The organism is Rathayibacter sp. Leaf185 (genome assembly GCF_001423885.1).
In the GTDB taxonomy this organism is placed as follows: Bacteria; Actinomycetota; Actinomycetes; order Actinomycetales; family Microbacteriaceae; genus Rathayibacter.
On record NZ_LMPP01000009.1, the window covers coordinates 236569 to 256634 of the forward strand.

A 20066-nucleotide genomic window follows, 5' to 3' on the forward strand; every position below is an offset into this window, starting at 1 on the left:
CCCCTCTTCTTTGTGGAGCGCCGCGCCGGGCATCGCCGAGCAGCCCCCTAGTGTTGGGGACCATGTCACGCATTACGAAGGTGCTCATCGCCAACCGAGGCGAGATCGCCGTCCGAGTCATCCGTGCCGCCCGTGACAGCGGGATCGCCTCCGTCGCCGTCTACGCCGACCAGGACCGCGACGCCGTGCACAGCCGCCTCGCCGATGAGGCCTATGCGCTCGGTGGCACGACCAGCGCCGAGACCTACCTCGTCGTCGACAAGATCCTCTCCGTCGCCCGCCGCTCCGGCGCCGACGCCGTCCACCCGGGCTACGGGTTCCTCGCCGAGAACGCCGACTTCGCGCGCGCCGTCATCGACGCCGGCCTCATCTGGATCGGCCCGAGTCCCGAGGCCATCGAGCGCCTCGGCGACAAGGTCTCGGCCCGCCACGTCGCCGAGAAGGTGGGCGCCCCCCTCGCTCCCGGCACGCTGAATCCCGTCTCGGGTGCTGCCGAGGTCCTCGAGTTCGTCGACCAGTACGGCCTGCCCGTCGCGATCAAGGCGGCGTTCGGAGGCGGCGGCCGAGGTCTGAAGGTCGCCCGCGAGCGCGGCGAGATCGAGGAGCTGTTCGCCTCCGCCACCCGCGAGGCCGTCGCCGCCTTCGGGCGCGGCGAGTGCTTCGTCGAGAAGTACCTCGACCAGCCGCGCCACGTCGAGACCCAGTGCCTCGCCGACTCGCACGGCAACGTCGTCGTCGTCTCGACCCGCGACTGCTCGCTGCAGCGCCGGCACCAGAAGCTCGTCGAGGAGGCGCCAGCGCCGTTCCTCACCCAGGCGCAGAACACCGAGCTCTACCGGGCATCGAAGGCGATCCTCCGCGAGGTCGGGTACGTCGGCGCCGGCACCTGCGAGTTCCTGATCGGCAAGGACGGCACCGTGTCGTTCCTCGAGGTCAACACGCGCCTGCAGGTCGAGCACCCCGTGTCGGAGGAGGTCACCGGCATCGACCTCGTCCGCGAGCAGTTCCGACTCGCCGAGGGCGGGACGCTCGACTACGACGACCCGGAGCCGCGCGGGCACTCCTTCGAGTTCCGCATCAACGGCGAGGACGCGGGCCGCGGCTTCCTGCCCGCCCCCGGACCCATCCACGTGTTCAAGGCCCCCGGCGGACCGGGCGTGCGCGTCGACTCCGGCGTCGTCGCCGGCGATGTCATCTCGGGGTCGTTCGACTCCCTGCTCGCGAAGCTCATCGTCACCGGCAGCACCCGCGAGGAGGCGCTCCAGCGTTCCCGCCGCGCCCTCGCCGAGTTCGAGGTCACTGGCCTGCCCACCGTCCTGCCGTTCCACCGGGTGATCGTCGAGGACCCGGCCTTCGCGCCGGAGGGCGACGCCCCCTTCTCGATCTACACGCGCTGGATCGAGACCGAGTTCGAGAACACCATCGAGGCGTGGAGCGGCGAGCCCGGCGCGATCCCCGAGCCGGGCGCCCGCCAGAGCGTCGTCGTCGAGGTCGACGGACGGCGGGTCGACGTGTCGCTGCCCAGCGACCTCATCGGATCGGCTCCCGCCCGCGGCAGCGTCTCCGCGCCTCCCAAGCGCCGCGGTGCCGGATCGGTGAGCACCGTCACCGGCGACTCGGTCACCGCGCCGATGCAGGCGACCATCGTGAAGGTCGCCGTCGCCGAGGGCGACACCGTCGTCGCGGGCGACCTCGTCATCGTGCTCGAGGCCATGAAGATGGAGCAGCCGCTCACCGCTCACAAGGACGGCACCGTCCGCGGCCTCGCCGCCGAGGCCGGCACGACCGTCTCCTCCGGCCACGTGCTGCTGTCGATCGTCTGAGTTGTCTTCCGAGCCGCTCCTCGCGCGGCTCGGCGCAGTCGGCTTGTCGAAGTGGTGCGCTCCGCAGAGCGGGTCGCGTCGCTCCGCGGAACGCACCACGTGACCGAGCCGACCGCGCGGAGCCGCGCAGGGAGCAGCTCCGGAATGAACACCGAGGAGGGCGCGATCGAGAATCGCGTGTCAGCGATTCGAGACAGCCCGACACGACCCGCTCCGCGGAACGCACCACGTGACCGAGCCGACCGCGCGGAGCCGCGCAGGGAGCGGCTCCGAAAAAGGCGCGGCCGTCGGCGCTAGCCGACGATGTGCATCGCGCGCGCCGCGTCCGAGATGGAGCCGGTGAGGCTCGGGTAGACGGTGAAGGCGCGGGCGACCTGGTCGACGGTGAGGCGGTGCTCGACGGCCAGGGCGAGGGGGAAGATCAGCTCGCTCGCCTTCGGGGCGACGATGACGCCTCCGATGACGGTGCCGGAGCCGGTGCGCGCGAAGAGCTTCACGAAGCCGTCGCGGATGCCCATCATCTTCGCGCGCGGGTTCGCGGCGAGCGGCAGCTTGTAGATCTCGCCCTGAGCGATGCCCTCCTCGATCTCGCGCTGGCTCCAGCCGACCGTCGCGATCTCGGGCTGGGTGAAGATGTTCGCGGCGACGTTGCGCACCTCGGTCGGGTTGACCGCGTCGCCCATGGCATGGAACACGCCGGTGCGGCCCTGCATGGCGGCGACGGAGGCGAGCGGCAGGAACGTCGTGCAGTCGCCCGCCGCGTAGATCGAGGGCACGCTCGTGCGTGCGACGCGGTTGACGCGGATGTGGCCCGAGTCGGTGAGCTGCACGCCGGCGTCCTCGAGGCCGATGCCCGACGTGTTCGGCACGGAGCCGACCGCCATCAGGCAGTGCGACCCCTCGACGACCCGTCCGTCGGACAGCACGGCCCGCACGCCCGTCTCGGTGCGCTCCACGCGGTCGGCTCGCGACTTCGAGAGCACGACCATGCCGTTGCGCTTGAAGACGTTCTCGATGACCGCGGCGGCGTCGGCGTCCTCGCCGGGCAGCACCTGGTCTCGGGAGGAGATCAGAGTGACCCTCGCACCCAGGGCACGGTAGGCGGAGGCGAACTCGGCGCCGGTCACGCCGGAGCCGACGACGATGAGGTGCTCGGGCACCGACTTGAGGTTGTAGAGCTGGGTCCAGCTCATGATCCGCTCGCCGTCGGGGGCGGCGGTCGGGAGCACGCGCGGGCTCGCGCCGACCGAGACGACGATCGTGTCGGCCTCGATCCGGTCGAAGTCCATGCCCTCGCCGCCCGCGGCGGTCGACACGATCAGCGCGTTCGAGCCGTCGAGGCGCCCGTCGCCCTGGATGATCTTCACGCCGTGGTGGACGAGATTGGCGCGCATGTCCTCCGACTGCTGCCGCGCGAGCCCCAGGAGGCGCTTGTTGACGGTGGCGAGGTTCACGGCGACCTCGGGGCGGACCGGCTTGTTGGTCTGCTCGGAGCGGGTGAAGAACTGCACGCCCAGGTCGGCCGCCTCACCGATGGCGTTTGTCGCCTCCGCCGTCGCGATGAGCGACTTCGACGGGACGACGTCGGTGATGACGGCCGAGCCGCCGACGCCCACCCGCTCGACCAGGGTGACCTCGGCGCCGAGCTGAGCACCGGCGATGGCGGCTTCGTAGCCTCCGGGTCCTCCTCCGAGTACGGCGATCCTCTGCGTGCGCTCGAACTCGTAAGCCATGCCTCCATCATCCCTTCTCGCTGGGAAACCGCCCAATCGCAGAGCACCGGGCGAGGCGGGCCCTCCCCTGCGCTCCCTGGATAGGGTGGGTGAATGGCCGACCAGACCCCGAATCCGCTCGATTCCCCCGACGCCGATCCCTTCGCGATCGCCGCTGAAGCCGCCTCCCGGATCGCCGAGGCGACCGGAGTCGAGAGGCACGACATCGCTCTCACCCTCGGCAGCGGCTGGGGAAAGGCCGCCGACGCGATCGGCGAGACGACCGCGACGATCGACGCCTCCGACATCCTCGGCTTCTCGAAGCCCGCGGTGCACGGCCACGGCGGATCGCTCCGCTCGGTGCTGCTGCCCACCGGCAAGCGCGCGCTCATCATCGGTGCGCGCACTCACTACTACGAGGGCTACGGAGTGAGACGGGTCGCGCACAGCGTCCGCACCGCCGCGGCGACCGGCGCGTCCGTCATGATCCTGACCAACGGCGCCGGCGGGATCAAGGAGCACTGGACGCCCGGTACCCCCGTGCTGATCAGCGACCACATCAACCTCACCGCCGACTCCCCGCTCGAGGGCGCCACGTTCGTCGATCTCACCGACCTCTACTCCTCGCGCCTGCGCGCGCTCGCGCGCGACACCAGGGCCGACCTCGACGACGGTGTCTACGTGCAGTTCCGCGGACCCCACTACGAGACCCCCGCCGAGGTGCAGATGGCGCGGATCATCGGCGGCCACATCGTCGGCATGTCGACCGCGCTCGAGGCGATCGCCGCACGCGAGGCCGGGATGGAGGTGCTCGGCATGTCGCTGATCACGAACCTCGCCGCGGGCATCCAGAAGACGCCGCTGAGCCACGAGGAGGTCCTCGAGGCGGGCCGGAACGCCGAGGACGACCTCGCGCGCCTGCTCGCGGGGATCACGAGCACGCTGTGAGCGACGTCCGTGCCCTCGCCGAGGCCTGGCTCGCGCAGGACCCCGACGCCGAGACGCGCCAGGAGCTCGTCGATCTGCTTCAGGCGGATTCCGCGGGCGATGCCGCCGCCTCCGCCGAGCTCGACGACCGCTTCCGTGAACGCCTCGCCTTCGGCACCGCGGGACTCCGAGGGGCGATCGCGGCCGGCTCCAACCGGATGAACCGCGTGCTCGTGGCACAGGCGGCCGTCGGCATCGCCGACCACCTGCTCGCGCGCGGAGGACGGCGCCCCGTCGTCGTGATCGGGTACGACGGCCGGAAGAACTCGCGGATCTTCGCCGAGGACTCCGCAGCCCTCATGGCGGGCGCCGGAGTCGACGCGGTCCTGCTGCCGCGCCTGCTTCCCACCCCCGTCCTCGCCTTCGCGGTGCGCCACCTCGACGCCGACGCCGGCGTCATGGTGACGGCGAGTCACAACCCGCCGCAGGACAACGGCTACAAGGTGTATCTCGGTGGCGCCGACGAGGGATCGCAGATCGTGCCGCCGGTGGACTCCGAGATCGCCGAGCGGATCCTCGCCGTCGCCCGCGACCGGCGCGTCCCGGAACTGCCGCGCAGCGAGTACCGCATCGCCGACGAATCGGTGGTGGCCGCCTACATCAGCGCCACCGCGGCCGGCGGGCGCCAGGTCGCTCCCCTCCGGGTCGTGTACACCGCGATGCACGGCGTCGGCTGGGAGACGGCGCACCGGGTCTTCTCGGCCGCTGGCTTCGACGAGCCGGCGGTCGTCGTCGAGCAGATCGAGCCGGATCCGGCGTTCCCGACGGTGTCCTTCCCGAACCCCGAGGAGGACGGCGCGCTCGATCTCGCCTTCGCCACCGCCCGCTCGGGCCGTGCCGACCTGATCATCGCGAACGATCCCGACGCCGACCGCTTCGCCGCGGCGATCCCGGACGCCTCGTCCGACGGCTTCCGACGGCTGACGGGGAACGAGGTGGGAGCGCTGCTCGGCTGGCGAGCGGCCGAGGAGGCGCGTCTCGACGGCCGCTCCGGCGGTGCGCTGGCCTGCTCGATCGTCTCCTCCCCCGCCCTCGGCGCGGTGGCGGCCGACTACGGGCTCGACTTCGTCGAGACGCTCACCGGCTTCAAGTGGATCTCCCGGGTGCCCGATCTCGTCTTCGGCTACGAGGAGGCGCTCGGCTACCTCGTGAATCCGCGGACGGTCCGCGACAAGGACGGGATCTCGGCGGCGCTCGCCTTCCTCTCGCTCGCGAGCTCGCTCGCCGACGACGGGAGGACGATCGCCGATGAGCTCGACGCCTTCGCCGAGCGCTTCGGACTGTTCGGCTCAGCGCAGATCTCGCTGCGCGTCACCGAGCTCTCCGAGATCGCGCGCATCATGGCGCGGCTGCGAGCGGAGCCTCCGACGACGATCGGCGGGCTTTCCGTCGAGCGCTCCGAGGACCTGCTCGCCCCGGGCGGGGCACTTCCGCCGACGGATGCGCTGCGCTTCACTCTCGACGGGGCGCGCCTCATCGCGCGCCCGAGCGGCACCGAGCCCAAGGTGAAGCTCTACCTCGACGCGTGGTCGTCCGCCCCGGACGCCGGAAGCCGCCGCTCCGATGTGCAGCAGCGCATCGTCGCGCTGCGCGAGGGAGCGGCGGCGCTGCTCGCCTGATGATCCGTGGTCGCGACGACGGGCGCCGTCAGCGTGACTCACCCGTTCCGATCCGCTCCCCGCGCTTCCAGAGCCACTCGACCGGGCCGAGCTCGAACCGGCGGAGCCACAGGTGCGCGCTGAGCACGACGATCGACGCGACGAGCACGAAAGCACCGACGGTGACCGGCACCCGCCCTTCCCCCGCAGCCGTCGCGAGGCCGAGGCCCCAGCCGTAGAAGAGGGCGCCGCCCAGCAGATTCTGCAGCACGTAGGCGCTGAGGGCGACGCGACCCACTTCGCGCGCACGTCGGGCGGCCCAACCGTCGCTGCCCCGACGCAGTCCGAGCTCGGCGAGAAGCGCGAGCAGGCCCAGCCCCACGAGCGGAGCGAGGAGGTAGCGCTCGGCCAGCAGCCCGGCCGCGCTCCCCGACAGCCCGAGCGCGAGGTCGACAGGGGCGGCGACGGCGCCGAGGATCATCAGCCGGCGGCGCAGACGGCGCCCCTCCTCGGCGAACAGACCTGCGCGGAGCAGTCGTGCACCGAGGAGGAACATCGCGATGGTCAGGAATCCGATCAGCACGGGCTCCGCGCGGAAGACCCCGACGTTCTGCAGCCGGAAGAGCGCGAGTCCGAGGAAGGACTCGTCCGCGTACGGACTCCGTCCGGCGGGGCCCTGGTCTACCGCCCCGGAGTCCGCCGCGGCGAGTGCCACGAGGGCGGAGATCAGGAGGACGTGCAGCGTCCCGAAGACGATCACCGCTCGATGCTGGGTCCGCGGTCTCGTCAGCAGCAGCCAGGCGACCACAGCGCCGGTCACCGCGTACCCCATCAGCACGTCGAACTCCGCGATCAGCACGTAGTTGACCGCGCCGTCCACCAGGAGCAGCGTCGCACGCCACAGGTAGCGGCCGGGCCAGTGCAGCCCCCGTCGCACGGCGGACGCGTGCTGGATCGCGAGTCCGATTCCGAACGTGAGCGAGAGCAGAGCGAGGAACTTGCCCTGGGCGAGCGCCATGAGCGCGAGCTGGACGGTCTGATCGGCGGAGGACGTCCCGGTGGTCACGGGGGTCGACAGCATCCCGAGCATCCCCCACGGGTGGGAGAACAGCCAGATGTTGGTGCCGAGGGTCCCGATGACAGCGATGCCTCGGATCACGTCGAGCGAGGCGATCCGCGAACTCGAATCGGATGGACGCGGCAATACAACTGTATTGGTCATGCGGGACAGCGTAGCCTGCTGAAGCGATCGGATCGAGGGGAGCACGCATGACGGAGCGGCGCGAGAGCAGGAGCGACATCCTCTCAGCGGTCGTGACAGTGCTCTCGACCCGTGGCGCCGAGCACCTCAGCATCCGCACGGTCGCGGCCGAGGCGGGCGTCTCGGTCGGCGCGGTGCAGCACCACTTCCCCACCAAGCAGGCGCTGCTGACAGGCGCGATGGCGCGCGTGGAAGAGCGGTTCCGCCTCCGGATGCGGGCCCGACTCGAGCACGAGCCGTCGGCAGAGGTGCGGCTCCGTGCGTTCTGCGACGAGATCGCCTGCGTCGCGGACGCCGATCTCGCCGACGCGGTGGTCTGGACCGCGTTCGCCGCACGCGCGGGCACCGATCCCGAGATCCGCGCGATCCACAGTGCCGGGTGGACGCACACGGAGGGGGTCGTCCTCGCGCTGATGCACGCCGCTCACCCGGCCGCGGCGTTCGGCCCCGACGACGCGGCGCTCCTCCTCGCCGTTCTCGACGGCATCGCCGTCGCCCGGGCCGCAGAGGAACCCGCCCGGATGACGTCGGCCCGTGCCCGAGTCCTCATCAGCTCCGCCCTCCAGCTCCTGACGGGCCGCTGACGCCGCCGTCGCGTGGGCGCCGGCAGCGGTTCAGCCCAGCGCCTTCTCGATCTTCGCTGTGATCTCGGTCTGGTCGAGGTAGTTGTCGATGACGACGACCTCGGCGAACGTCTTGCCGATGCGGTCGACGAGCTCGCTCGAGGTCAGGATGACCTGGGCGTCGGCGGCCAGGGCGTCGACGGAGGCGAGGTCGGAGGCGATGACCTCCGCCTCGAGGTCGAGGGCGTCGAGGGCGCGTTCGGCGCCGAGCTTCAGGATGGCCGAGGTGCCGATCCCTGCTCCGCAGAGCGTGACGATCTTCATGAGGTTCCTCCGATGTCCGGGGCGTCGCCCGACAGGACGGCGTTGATGCTGCGGGGTGTCCTGGCCGCGGCCAGGGCGCCGATCGCATCGGGGCGGCTGAGCACGTCCGCGAGCCCCGAGACGAAGCCCACGTGTCCGTGCGCCTGGGTGGCGGCGATGCCGATCACGACCGACACGGGGTCGTTGGTCGTGTGGCCGAAGGCGACCGGCTCGGCGAGCGTCACGACCGAGAGCCCGTCGGCGAGGACGTCGTTGCCCGGTCGGGCGTGCGCGAGGGCGAGACCGGGCGCGATGACGATGTACGGGCCCAGTACGTCGATCTGCTCGACCATCCGGCGGGAGTACGCGGGATCGACGGCTCCGCTGCGCTCGAGGGCGCGCCCCGCCTCGAGCACGGCCTCGCGCCAGCTGGCAGCCGGGTGCCGAAGCGCGATCGCCTCATCGGACAGGGGGTCGAGAGGCATGGTCAGGCCGCCTCGAAGCCGGCGGTGATCGTCTCGACCAGGTCGCGGCGCTCGTCGAGCGGCAGGAAGGCGGCGTGGGCGGCGTTGAGCTGGAAGACCTCGAGGTCGTCGAGGTCGTAGCCGAACGCGTCCGAGAGCAGCGCGAGCTCGCGGCTGAGGCTGGTGCCGCTCATCAGGCGGTTGTCGGTGTTCACCGTCACGCGGAAGCCGAGCTGGTACAGCAGATCGAACGGGTGGTCCTCGAGCTCCGTGCCCCACGCGGCGACCGCTCCGGTCTGCAGGTTCGAGGAGGGGCTCAGCTCGAGCGCGATCTCGCGGTCCTTGACCCACTCGGCGAGCTCGCCGAGGGTGACGTAGCTCGCGTCGTCGTCCTGGCGCTCGATGCGGATGTCCTCCGCGAGGCGCACGCCGTGCCCGAGCCGCAGCGCACGGCCGTCGAGCAGGGCCGAGCGGATGCTGTAGAGACCGTCGGCCTCGCCCGCGTGGACCGTGGCCGGGAAGTGCGCGGCGGCGAGCATCTCGAACGCGGGGCGGTGCAACGAGGCCGGGAAGCCCGCCTCCGCTCCGGCGATGTCGAACCCGACCGCACCGCGCTCGCGGTGGCGCAGCGCCAGCTCCGCGACCTCGAGCGAGCGGTCGGTGTGGCGCATGGCGGTGATCAGCTGGCCGACGCGGAGTCGCGACCCGTGGGCCGCCGCCTCCTGGACGCCCTGCTCGATGCCCTCCTGCACGGCCTCGACGGCCTGGTCGAGCGTGAGGCCCTCGCGCTGATGCTGCTCGGGAGCCCAGCGCACCTCGCCGTGGACGACACCGTCGGCAGCGAGGTCGAGGACGAACTCGCGGGCGACCCGCTCGAGCGATGCGGTCGTCTGCATGACCGAGATGGTGGTCTCGAAGGTCGCCAGGTAATCGGTCAGCGAGCCGGAGTCGGCGGTCGTGGTGAACCAGTCCCGCAGTGCCTCGGGGTCGGGAGCAGGAAGGGGCAGTCCGGCCGAGCCGGCGAGCTCCACGATCGTCTCGGGACGCAGGCCTCCGTCGAGGTGGTCGTGCAGCGAGACCTTCGGCAGGTCGTCGATCAGGATGCCCTCGCCCGGGAGGAGGTACTCCTCGGTGGTGTCGGTCACGGTGCTCCTCAGGGTCGGACGACGGTTCGCGGACCACCCTAGGGCTTCGGCCGTCCGGCCTCACCGGGTGGTCGCGATCGGGGTGATCTCCGGCTCGCGGTACCGGTGCGGCTCGCGTCGACGGATTCCGCGAGCCGACCTCGAGTCGACGAGTGGTGGTGTCGGGTCAGGCGATGCGCTCGGCGACGAGCGGACCGCCGTCGAGAACGGGCTCGCCCTCGTCGCCGATCCGGTAAGCGCCCTCGAGGGCGCCCAGCGCGCGCTCGAAGCGCGCCGGCTCGTCGGCCGACAGCGTGAAGAGCGGGTCGCCCGCTCGCACGCGTTCTCCGGGCTTGATGTGCAGGTCGATGCCCGCAGCGTGCTGCACGGCGTCCTGCTGCCGCGCCCGGCCCGCGCCGAGGCGCCAGGCCGCGATGCCGAAGGGCAGGGCCTTCTGCTCGACGAGGACGCCGTCGCGCTCGGCGACGACCACGTGGGTCTCCCGGGCGACGGGCAGCGCCGCGTCGGGGTCGCCGCCCTGGGCGCGGATCACCGCGCGCCAGGTGTCCATCGCCGCTCCTCCGTCGAGAGCGCCCTCGACGTCGGCGTCGGGCAGTCCGGCGAGGGCCAGCATCTCGCGGGCGAGGGCCAGCGTGAGCTCGCGGATGTCGGCGGGACCGCCGCCCGCGAGCACCTCGACGGACTCGCGCACCTCGTTGGCGTTGCCGATGGCGAGGCCGAGCGGGACGTTCATGTTGGTCAGGAGCGCGGTCGTCCTCACTCCGGCGTCGTTGCCGAGGTCGACCATCGCTCGGGCGAGCTCACGCGAGCGCTCGATGTCGGTCATGAAGGCGCCGGAGCCGAACTTGACGTCGAGGACCAGGGCATCGGTCCCCTCCGCGATCTTCTTCGACATGATCGACGAGGCGATCAGCGGGATCGCCTCGACGGTCCCGGTGATGTCGCGGAGCGCGTAGAGCTTCTTGTCGGCGGGGGCGAGACCGGACCCTGCGGCGCAGATGACGCCTCCGACCGTGCGGAGCTGCTCGAACATCTCGTCGTTGCTCAGCTCCGCGCGCCAGCCCGGGATCGCCTCGAGCTTGTCGAGGGTGCCGCCGGTGTGGCCGAGACCACGGCCCGAGAGCTGCGGGACCGCGACGCCGAAGGAGGCGACGAGCGGCATCAGCGGGAGCGTGATCTTGTCGCCGACCCCGCCCGTGGAGTGCTTGTCGACGGTGCGCTTGCCGAGGCCGTCGAAGTGCATCCGCTCGCCGCTGGCGATCATCGCCAGCGTAAGGTCGCGGATCTCGTCGCGGTCCATGCCGTTCAGCAGCACGGCCATCGCGAAGGCGGCCATCTGCTCGTCGGCGACGTAGCCGCGGGTGTAGGCGTCGATCAGCCAGTCGATCTCGGCGGTCGAGAGGGAGCCGCGGTCGCGCTTGGTGCGGATGATGTCGACGGCGTCGAAGCTCTCGACGGGGGCGGTCGTGCCGGTCATGCGTGTCCTCTGATTCGGGTCGTCGTCGGCGGTGGAGTGGTCACTCCCCCGCGTAGGCCTGCAGGGTGCGCGGACCGAACGCGTCGGGGATGACCTCGTCGATCGTGCGGAGCCCGGAGACGGTCTCGAGCACCATCCCCTCGGCGGAGTGCTCGAACAGGAGCTGCCTGCATCGTCCGCACGGCATCAGCGTGGCGCCGTTGCCGTCGACGCAGGTGAAGGCGACGAGCTTGCCTCCGCCCGTCATGTGGAGGGAGGAGACCAGCGCGCACTCGGCGCAGAGACCGATCCCGTAGGACGCGTTCTCGACGTTGCAGCCCGAGATCACGCGCCCGTCGTCGACGAGCGCTGCGGCGCCCACCGGGAAGTTCGAGTACGGCGCGTAGGCGCGGCCCATGGCCTCGAGGGCCGCGGCACGCAGCGCCTCCCAGTCGATGTCGGTCACGACGACTCCTCTCAGGACTTCAGGTACGGCTTGCCGGCGGCGGCCGGCCCTCTGGACTGCCCGACGAGACCCGCGACCGCGAAGATCGTGACCACGTACGGCAGCATCAGCATGAACTCGCTCGGCACCGGCGATCCGATCACGCCGAGGACGTTCTGCAGGTTCGTCGCGAAGCCGAACAGCAGCGAGGCCAGGGTGGCGCGGATCGGGTCCCAGCGGCCGAAGATCACCGCGGCGAGGGCGATGAAGCCGGCACCGGCCGTCATCTCCTTGCCGAAGGCGCCGACGGCGTCGAGCGTGTAGTAGGCGCCGCCGATACCGGCGATGGCGCCGGCGAGCGAGACGTTCCAGAACCGGGTCCGCGCGACGTCGATGCCGACGGTGTCGGCCGCCTGGGGGTGCTCGCCGACCGCGCGGAGGCGGAGGCCCCACTTGGTCTTGAACAGGCCCCACCACACCGCGAAGATCGCGAAGTACATCAGGTAGACGATGACCGTCTGGTTGAACAGCACCGCGCCGACGATCGGGACCTGGCTCAGCACCGGGATCGGCAGCCGGTCGAACTTGACGGGCGAGTTGAAGGTGGTCGCGTCGGCGGTCAGCACCTGCGAGTAGAGGAAGCTCGTGAGACCCGTGACCAGGACGTTCAGCACGACGCCGACGATGACCTGGTCGACGACGTACTTGATCGCGAACGCCGCCAGGACGAACGAGACCAGCACACTCGCCAGCATCGCGGCGAGGAGCCCCAGGACCGGCTGCCGGGTGAGCGAGCCCACCATCGCCGCGGTGAACGCACCGGCGAGCAGCTGGCCCTCGATCGCGACGTTCACGACACCGACCCGCTCCGAGATCACGCCGCCGAGCGAGCCGAAGATCAGCGGGGTGGCGAGGCCGACGGTTCCGAGCAGGAGGCCGGAGACGGGCAGGGCCGCTCCCGCCGACGCCCAGACGAGGAAGCCGATCAGGAAGACCAGTGCGAAGACGGCCGACAGCCAGAGCGGGATGCGCCGAGAGGCCCTCGTCATCGCGAATGCCAGAGCGGTGAGCGCCACCGTGACGATCGCCACGACGACTCCGGTCGCCCTGGTCGGGAACGGGATGTCGGGGAGAGCGAAGAAGTCGTTGCCAGCGGCGAGCCGGAACGAGCTCGTCCCGTCGCGCCCGAGGAGCACGAAGAGGACGACGGCGAGCAGCGCGAAGACTCCGAACGCGATCGGGGCCTTCCAGCTGCGGATCGCGACGCGGGAGGGCGCGGCGGAGGTGGCGACGGCGGTCATGCGGACACCTCCGAGGTGCGGCGCTTCGGGCGGCGCTTGGGGGCGACCCCGGGCGTCGGGAGGCGGAAGATCGCGCGGACCAGGGGCGGTGCCGCGATGAAGAGGACGATGAGGGACTGCACGACCAGGACGACGTCGATCGGGACGCCCTCGGCGGCCTGCATCGAGTAGCCACCCGCCTTGAAGGCGCCGAAGAGGATGCCCGCGAAGAACACGCCCCAGGGGCGGGACCGGCCGAGGAGCGCGACGGTGATCGCATCGAAGCCGATGCCGGCGTCGATCCCCGAGGTGAAGCCGGTGGTCACGGTGCCCATGACCTGAGCACTGCCGGCCAGGCCGAGGAGACCGCCCGAGAGGAGCATGGCCCAGACGTAGCTGCCCTTGACGTCGATACCGGCGACCCGGGCCGCGTGCGGGTTCTCGCCGACGGCGCGGAACTTGAAGCCGATGCTCGAGCGGGTCAGCAGCCACCAGACGAAGACGGTCGCCAGGACCGAGAACACGAAGCCGAGGGTGAGCGAGTAGCCGGAGCCGAGGAGGTCCGGGAAGACCGCGGTCTCCTTCATGCCCGGCGACTTCGGGTTGTTCGAGCCCGGAGCCTGCAGTGCCCCGGGGGTGCGCAGCAGGTACGACACGAAGTAGAACGCGACGTAGTTGAGCATGATCGTGAGGATCACCTCGTGCGCGCCCGTGCGCGCCTTGAGGAGCCCGACGAGACCGCCCCAGAGCGCCCCGCCGAGGATGCCCGCGGCGAGCGTGATGACGAGGTGGACTCCCCACGGCAGATCGAACGAGAAGCCGACCCACCCGGCGCACGCCGCGGCGATCAGCATCTGACCGCGGCCGCCGATGTTGAACAGTCCGACGCGGAACGCGAGGGCGACGCCGAGGCCGCCCGCGATCAGCGGGGTCGCGAAGGCGAGCGTGTCGGTCAGGGGCTTGATCCCGTTCGCGAAGCCGTCGCGCCGGAAGTTGTAGACCGAGCCCTGGAAGAGCGACGAGTACGCGCCGGCGACGGACTGCCAGATCGCCTGCAGCGTGTCGAGCGGACGGGCGAAGAAGTAGCCGGAGGCGGCCTGCACGTCCTTGTCGGTGGCGGCGATGAGCACGCCGCCCGCGATCAGCGACAGCAGGACCGCGAGCACCGACATCAGCGCGGTACCGGAGAGGATCTCGCGGAGGACGCGCGAGGCGCCGCTCTCGATCGGGCCGGGACGCGCCTCCTGCCCGGGCTTCTGACCCGGCTCGAGACCGGACGCCTTCTCGGACTCGGCGTCGGGATCGACCGACGGCAGTTGCGCGTCGCTCACGCCGCCGCTCCCTTCTCGGCGGGCGACTGCCCGGCCATCATGAGCCCCAGGACTTCGCGGGGCGTGTCGGCGGGGACGATGCCGATGATGCCGCCCTTGTACATGACCGCGATGCGGTCGGCCAGAGCCGCGACCTCGTCGAGCTCGGTCGACACGACGATCACGGGGACGCCGGTGTCGCGGGTCTCGACGATGCGCTTGTGCACGAACTCGATCGAGCCGACGTCGATTCCGCGGGTCGGCTGCGCGGCGATGAACAGCCGGAGCTCCCGGCTCAGCTCGCGAGCGAGCACGACCTTCTGCTGGTTGCCTCCGGAGAGACGGCCCACGTGCGTGCCGATGCCCTGGGCGCGCACGTCGAACTCGCGCACGCGCTCCTCGGCGAAGCGGTCGAGGTCCTTCAGCTGCAGGCTCAGGCCCTTGACGAACGGACCGCCGTCGCTGCGGTCGAGCATCAGGTTCTCGGCGATCGTGAACTCGGCGACGAGGCCGTCCTCGGTGCGGTCCTCGGGCACGAAGCCCACACCGGAGTCGAGCACTCGGCGGACGGTCAGACCGTCGAGCCGCTTGCCGTCGAGGGTCACCGTGCCCTCGACCCGCTCCTGCAATCCCATGATCGCCTCGGCGAGCTCGGTCTGCCCGTTGCCCTGGACTCCGGCGATGGCGAGGATCTCGCCGCGGCGCACCTCGAACGAGACATCGTCGACGACGGCCTGCCCGTTCGCGTCGCGCACCGTGAGGGCGCTGACGACGAGCGCCTCGTCCCCGGCCCGGGCCGGCTCCTTCTGCACGGTCAGCTCGACGGCGCGGCCCACCATCAGCGACGCGAGCTCGGCGTTGCTCGCGGTGGGCGAGGCCTCGCCGACCACCTTGCCGAGACGGATGACCGTGATGCGGTCGCCCACCTCCCGCACCTCGCGCAGCTTGTGGGTGATGAAGACGATCGCCGTTCCGGAGGCGCGCAGCTGCCGCATGATCGCGATCAGCTCGTCGGTCTCCTGCGGGGTCAGCACCGCGGTCGGCTCGTCGAACACGAGGACCCGCGCATCCCGGGAGAGCGCCTTGATGATCTCGACGCGCTGCTGCACGCCGACGGGGAGGTCCTCGACGATCGCGTCGGGATCGACGTCGAAGCCGAAGCGATCGGAGATCTCGCGGACCCGCGCACGTGCGGCGGCGAGGTCGAGGCGGCCGCCCGCCCGCGTCTGCTCGTGGCCGAGCATCACGTTCTCGGCGACCGAGAAGACCGGTACGAGCATGAAGTGCTGGTGGACCATGCCGATGCCCGCCTTCATGGCGTCACCGGGCCCCGAGAAGGTCTGGACCACGTCGTCCAGCAGGATCTCGCCCTCCTCGGCCTGGTACAGGCCGTAGAGCACGTTCATGAGCGTCGACTTGCCCGCGCCGTTCTCGCCGAGGAGGCAGTGGATCTCGCCGGGTTCGACGGTGAGATCGATGTGATCGTTGGCCACGAGAGCACCGAAGCGCTTCGTGATGCCCCGGAGTTCGAGCTTCATGGAACCAATCTAACTTCGGCGCGGGCGGCGCGGCCGCCGAGAGGAGCCCTACGGGGACGGATCGAGGAGAGGGCCCCTGTGGAGGCGTCCGCTGGAACGCCAGAGGCCGGCCGACTCCGAGATGCTCTCGGGCCGACCGGCCTCTGGTGCCGAGCGCTAGGAAGCGGCCGGCGCCGAGGGCGACTCGACGGTGATCGAGCCGTCGATGATGCCCTCCTTGATGCTGTCGAGCTCGCCCTGCAGATCGGCGGAGACCTTCGACTCGAAGTCGTGGAACGGCGCGATGCCGACTCCGTCGTTCTCGAGCGTGCCGACGTACGGGGTCGCGTCGAACGCGTCGGCACCGGCGGTGCTGGTGACGTCGGACGTGCCGGCCTCGATCCCCTTGAGGATGGAGGTCAGGTACAGGTCGGAGCCGTCCGGGTAGGTCTCGTACAGGTCGGCGTCGACACCGACCATCGCGATCTCCTTGCCGGAGTCGCGGATGGCCTCGATGGCCGACTGGAAGATCGGCCCGCCCACGGGGAGGATGACGTCGGCGTTCTGGTCGATCAGCGACTGCGCGGCCGACTTGGCCTCGACACCGGCGGCGAAGCCTCCGGTGAACGAACCGGTCTGCGCGTCGACATCCCAGCCGACGACCTTGATGTCGGCGCTCTTCTGCTCGTTGTAGTACTTCACGCCGTCCGCGAAGCCGTCCATGAAGATGGTGACGGTCGGGTACTGCGCTCCACCGAAGGTGCCGACGACGCCGGTCTTCGAGTAGGAGGCCGCCGCGTAGCCCGCGAGGAACGCGGACTGCGAGGTGTCGAACGTGATCGGCTTGACGTTCGGCAGATCGATCGACGCGTCGTCGATGATGGCGAAGTCGATGTCGGTGTTCTCCTCCGCAGCGGCCGACGTGGCCTCGGCGAGAGCGAAGCCGACGGTGATGATCAGGTTGCAGCCCTGATCGACGAGGCTCGTGATGTTCGGCGCGTAGTCGGTCTCGGACTCCGAGGTGACCGTCTTCGGCGTCACACCGAGCTCCTCGGACGCCTTCGTGAGGCCGTTGAAGCCGAGCTCGTTGAACGACTTGTCGTCGAACCCGCCCGCGTCGGAGACCATGCAGGGCAGGAAGTCGCCACCGGCAGCGGCGCTCGAACCGCTGTCCTCGGGGGCGGAAGCGCAACCGGCGAGAAGCGCGGTGACGCCCAGAGCGGCCAGGCCGCCGAACGCGGCCTTACGCGTGGTGATGGTCAAGATTCGTCCTCCAAGATTCGGCCCGCGCGGCTGGCGCTGCAGGCGTCGATCCCTTCACGTTACCTGCCTGTCGGAATACGCAGTCGTCCCTCAGGCGGAACTCCGGAAGCGTTACACAGTGTTGATCTTGGGGAGGAGGCGCGGGGCGCCTCCTCCCCCGCGGTCGGCTTTTCGAGGGGGTGGGTTCTGCAGAGCGTGTTGCGTCGGGCTGGCGGGAATCGCTGGTACGCGATTCCCGCTCGCGGCCCTTCCCCTTGAGCGCCCCGACCCAGCACGCCGCCCCTTCAGGGCGAGCCGCCTCGGGGTCGCGGGGTGAGCTCCGCGCGCAGCGCGATCGGGAGCTGGACAGGTGCAGGGCTCCGCGCGCAGCGCGATCGGGAGCTGGAGTGGTGCAGGGTTCCGCGCGGAGCGGTGATCCGCAGCGGTGCAAAGGGGGCCGGAACGGCGAAGCGCGGCACCTCCAAGAGGAGGGCCGCGCTTCGCAGGGTGGGCTACAGGACGTCGGTGCGGCCCGAGAGGCGGAGGGCGTCGACGACGCCCTTGACCTTCTGGGCGTTCTCGGTCGTGGTGACGAGGAGGGCGTCGGGGGTGTCGACGACGACGATGTCCTTCACTCCGATGAGCGCGATGAGGCGGTTGCCGCCGCTGACGACGATGCCGGTCGCGGAGTCGGCCAGGACACGGACGTCCTCGCCGAGGATCGCGAGGTCGGAGCGCAGACCGCTCGCGTGCAGCTTCGCGATGGACGCGAAGTCGCCCACGTCGTCCCACGAGAAGTGCCCGGGGATGACGGCGAGCTTGCCGGCCGCGGCCGCCGGCTCGGCGACCGAGTAGTCGATCGCGATCTTCTCGAGCCCCGGCCAGATGCGGTCGACCACCGCGCCGCGCTCGGGGGTGTCCCACGCCTCCGCGAGCTCGAGGAGGCCGGCGAGCAGCTGGGGCTTCGACCGGCCCAGCTCCTCGAGGAGGCGGTCGGCACGGGCGATGAACATGCCGGCGTTCCAGAGGTACTGACCGCTCGCCACGTACTCGCGCGCGGTGTCGGCGTCCGGCTTCTCGACGAAGGAGTCGACCGCGAGGGTGTGCGGGGCGCCCTCGATCCCGAGGTCCTCCCCCGTGCGGATGTAGCCGAACCCGACGGCGGGCTCGGTCGGCGTGATGCCGATGGTCGCGATGTAGCCGGCGTCGGCGGCGACGACCGCCTCCGCGACGGCGTCGTGGAAGAGGGGCTGTCCGCTGATGACGTGGTCGGCGGCGAAGGAGCCGATGATCACTCCCGGCTCGCGGCGCTCGAGGATCGCCGCGGCGAGCCCGATGGCGGCGGAGGAGTCGCGGGGCTCGCTCTCGAGGACGACGTTGAGGTCATCGAGGTGCTCGAGCTGCTCCTCGACGGCTGCGCGGTGCGCCCGGCCCGTGACGACCATGATGCGGTCCGCGCCCGAGATCGGCGCGAGGCGGTCCCAGGTGTCGCGGAGGAGGGTCTGGCCGGAGCCGGTCAGATCGTGCAGGAACTTCGGGGCATCGGCCCGGGAGAGCGGCCACAGCCTCGAGCCGATCCCACCGGCGGGGATCACGCTGTAGAAGCGGTCGAGCGGGGCGCGGCCATCGGTCTCAGGTGGTGTCATGTCCGCAGGATACAAGGGCACCCGACCGCGACCGTCCGTTCACCCGGTCGCGCGCCGTCGTTCACACGCGGTGCGTAGCGTCCGGGGGGTGAGAGTCGCGGTCGTCACCGAGAGCTTCCTTCCGTCGTTGAACGGAGTGACCACGAGCGTCCTGCGGGTGCTCGACGAGTTCGCGGTCCGCGGGATCGAGGCGCTGGTGGTGTGCCCCGCCGCGGGCGCGCCCTCCTCGTACGCGGGTCACCGCGTCGTGGAGCACCCCGCGATCGCCTACCGCGACTTCCCCGTGGGCATCCCGACGCTCGCCCTCACCCGCGAGCTCGCCGACTTCGCACCCGACGTCGTGCACATCGCCTCCCCCTTCTTACTGGGGGCACGCGCGATCGCCTCCGCGGGGCGCCTCGGAGTGCCGAGCGTCGCGATCTACCAGACCGACGTGGCGCGCTTCGCGGCCCGCTACGGCATCCGCGGCGCTCGCGCCCTCGCCTGGAAGGTGATCCGGCAGATCCACGCCGGCGCCGATCTGACGCTCGCCCCCTCGAGCAGCGCTCTCGACGACCTCGCTGCGGCCGGCATCGAGCGCACCGCACTGTGGGGACGCGGGGTGCAGAGCGACCGCTTCCACCCGCGGATGCGTTCCTCTCCTTACGCTCTGGATCTTCGGGCGACTCTCGCCGAGGGCGACGCGCTCGTCGGCTACATCGGGCGGGTCTCGCCCGAGAAGCGGGTCGAGCGCCTCTCCTGCCTGACCTCCCTCCCGGGAGCCGAGATCGTCGTCGGCGGCTACGGCCCCTCCTCCGCCCGGGTCGCCTCGCGTCTCGGGCCGCAGGCGCGGATGCTCGGGCGGCTCGACGGCGAACGACTGCCCGCCACCTTCGCGGCGCTCGACGTCTTCGTGCACACCGGGACGGAGGAGACCTTCGGCCAGACAGTCCAGGAGGCGCAGGCCTCGGGCACGGCCGTCGTCGCCCCGCACGCCGGCGGGCCGACCGACCTCATCGAGCACGGCGTCGACGGGCTGCTCTACGCGCCCGAGAGCGACTCCGATCTGCGGAGGCAGGTGGAGCGGCTGATCCGCGATCCAGGGCTGCGCGCCCGACTCGGCGAGGCCGGCCGACGCCGCGTGCTGCACCGCACCTGGAGCGCGCTGACCGACGAACTGCTGCTGCACTACGAGACCGCCGGCGCCGCCGCCGCGGTGGCACCCCGCAGCTAAGGCTCGCCTAAGCCGCGGATGTCTGTGGCGGCGCTTAGAATTCGATGGCGAGTTTCTCGTCGCTCCCCCGCCCCGCCCGCGCCCACGAGACGCGGATCAGG

General features: G+C 71.1%; 17 protein-coding genes. 5 read left to right on the forward strand and 12 right to left on the reverse strand.

Annotation, left to right across the window (positions count from 1 at the left end; translation table 11 throughout):
- Positions 1 to 62 precede the first annotated feature (62 nt).
- On the forward strand, positions 63 to 1823 hold the full coding sequence (locus ASG06_RS19030) for an ATP-binding protein (RefSeq protein ID WP_056045345.1): 1761 nt from the start codon (positions 63 to 65) through the stop codon (positions 1821 to 1823).
- Positions 1824 to 2116: 293 nt separating this feature from the next.
- On the opposite strand, the gene ASG06_RS19035 is transcribed toward ASG06_RS19030, so the two are convergent.
- Positions 2117 to 3556, reverse strand: a complete 1440-nt coding sequence (locus ASG06_RS19035) for an NAD(P)H-quinone dehydrogenase (RefSeq protein ID WP_056045349.1) — start codon at positions 3554 to 3556, stop codon at positions 2117 to 2119.
- 93 nt (positions 3557 to 3649) lie between these two features.
- Between ASG06_RS19035 and ASG06_RS19040 the strand changes: the two genes are divergently transcribed.
- Both ASG06_RS19040 and ASG06_RS19045 read left to right on the forward strand, forming a co-directional pair.
- Positions 3650 to 4483 carry a purine-nucleoside phosphorylase gene (locus ASG06_RS19040; protein ID WP_056045352.1) on the forward strand — a complete coding sequence of 278 codons (834 nt, stop codon included), beginning with the start codon at positions 3650 to 3652 and terminating at the stop codon, positions 4481 to 4483.
- Entirely contained in the window at positions 4480 to 6141 is a 1662-nt protein-coding gene (locus ASG06_RS19045; protein ID WP_056045355.1) for a phospho-sugar mutase, read from the forward strand. Before ASG06_RS19040 ends, ASG06_RS19045 begins: the two co-directional genes overlap by 4 nt.
- 28 nt (positions 6142 to 6169) lie before the next feature.
- On the opposite strand, the gene ASG06_RS19050 is transcribed toward ASG06_RS19045, so the two are convergent.
- Positions 6170 to 7279 (reverse strand): DUF418 domain-containing protein, encoded by a 1110-nt coding sequence (locus ASG06_RS19050; protein WP_231727855.1) that lies wholly within the window; start codon positions 7277 to 7279, stop codon positions 6170 to 6172.
- A 110-nt stretch (positions 7280 to 7389) separates the two neighbouring features.
- Between ASG06_RS19050 and ASG06_RS19055 the strand changes: the two genes are divergently transcribed.
- A complete protein-coding gene (locus tag ASG06_RS19055; protein ID WP_056045362.1) occupies positions 7390 to 7965 on the forward strand; it encodes a TetR/AcrR family transcriptional regulator in 576 nt (191 codons plus the stop codon).
- A 30-nt stretch (positions 7966 to 7995) separates the two neighbouring features.
- Here the strand turns inward: ASG06_RS19055 and ASG06_RS19060 are convergent, their stop codons facing one another.
- The 10 genes from ASG06_RS19060 to ASG06_RS19105 form a co-directional block, all read right to left on the reverse strand.
- A complete protein-coding gene (locus ASG06_RS19060) occupies positions 7996 to 8268 on the reverse strand; it encodes a PTS sugar transporter subunit IIB (RefSeq protein ID WP_056045364.1) in 273 nt (90 codons plus the stop codon).
- The gene (locus tag ASG06_RS19065; protein ID WP_056045367.1) at positions 8265 to 8732 is read right to left on the reverse strand and encodes a PTS sugar transporter subunit IIA; all 468 of its coding nucleotides are present in this window, start codon (positions 8730 to 8732) and stop codon (positions 8265 to 8267) included. Before ASG06_RS19065 ends, ASG06_RS19060 begins: the two co-directional genes overlap by 4 nt.
- Positions 8733 to 8734: 2 nt before the next feature.
- On the reverse strand, positions 8735 to 9856 hold the full coding sequence (locus ASG06_RS19070) for an adenosine deaminase (RefSeq protein ID WP_056045372.1): 1122 nt from the start codon (positions 9854 to 9856) through the stop codon (positions 8735 to 8737).
- Between the two features lie 166 nt (positions 9857 to 10022).
- Positions 10023 to 11333 carry a thymidine phosphorylase gene (locus tag ASG06_RS19075; RefSeq protein ID WP_056045377.1) on the reverse strand — a complete coding sequence of 437 codons (1311 nt, stop codon included), beginning with the start codon at positions 11331 to 11333 and terminating at the stop codon, positions 10023 to 10025.
- Positions 11334 to 11373: 40 nt separating this feature from the next.
- Positions 11374 to 11778 (reverse strand): cytidine deaminase, encoded by a 405-nt coding sequence (locus ASG06_RS19080; RefSeq protein ID WP_056045380.1) that lies wholly within the window; start codon positions 11776 to 11778, stop codon positions 11374 to 11376.
- Positions 11779 to 11789: 11 nt separating this feature from the next.
- On the reverse strand, positions 11790 to 13058 hold the full coding sequence (locus tag ASG06_RS19085) for an ABC transporter permease (RefSeq protein ID WP_056045383.1): 1269 nt from the start codon (positions 13056 to 13058) through the stop codon (positions 11790 to 11792).
- On the reverse strand, positions 13055 to 14368 hold the full coding sequence (locus ASG06_RS19090; RefSeq protein ID WP_231727857.1) for an ABC transporter permease: 1314 nt from the start codon (positions 14366 to 14368) through the stop codon (positions 13055 to 13057). The genes ASG06_RS19085 and ASG06_RS19090 overlap by 4 nt, the downstream gene beginning before the upstream one ends.
- Positions 14365 to 15885, reverse strand: coding sequence for an ABC transporter ATP-binding protein (locus ASG06_RS19095; protein WP_056045388.1), 1521 nt, complete (start codon positions 15883 to 15885; stop codon positions 14365 to 14367). Before ASG06_RS19095 ends, ASG06_RS19090 begins: the two co-directional genes overlap by 4 nt.
- Before the next feature lie 156 nt (positions 15886 to 16041).
- On the reverse strand, positions 16042 to 17127 hold the full coding sequence (locus ASG06_RS19100) for a BMP family lipoprotein (RefSeq protein ID WP_056045391.1): 1086 nt from the start codon (positions 17125 to 17127) through the stop codon (positions 16042 to 16044).
- Positions 17128 to 17618: 491 nt separating this feature from the next.
- Positions 17619 to 18752: a mannose-1-phosphate guanylyltransferase gene (locus ASG06_RS19105; RefSeq protein ID WP_056045393.1), complete on the reverse strand. Its 1134-nt coding sequence runs from the start codon at positions 18750 to 18752 to the stop codon at positions 17619 to 17621.
- Positions 18753 to 18840: 88 nt separating this feature from the next.
- Here ASG06_RS19105 and ASG06_RS19110 point away from each other — a divergent pair, with 88 nt between their 5' ends.
- Positions 18841 to 19965: a glycosyltransferase family 4 protein gene (locus ASG06_RS19110; RefSeq protein ID WP_056045396.1), complete on the forward strand. Its 1125-nt coding sequence runs from the start codon at positions 18841 to 18843 to the stop codon at positions 19963 to 19965.
- Positions 19966 to 20066 lie beyond the last annotated feature (101 nt).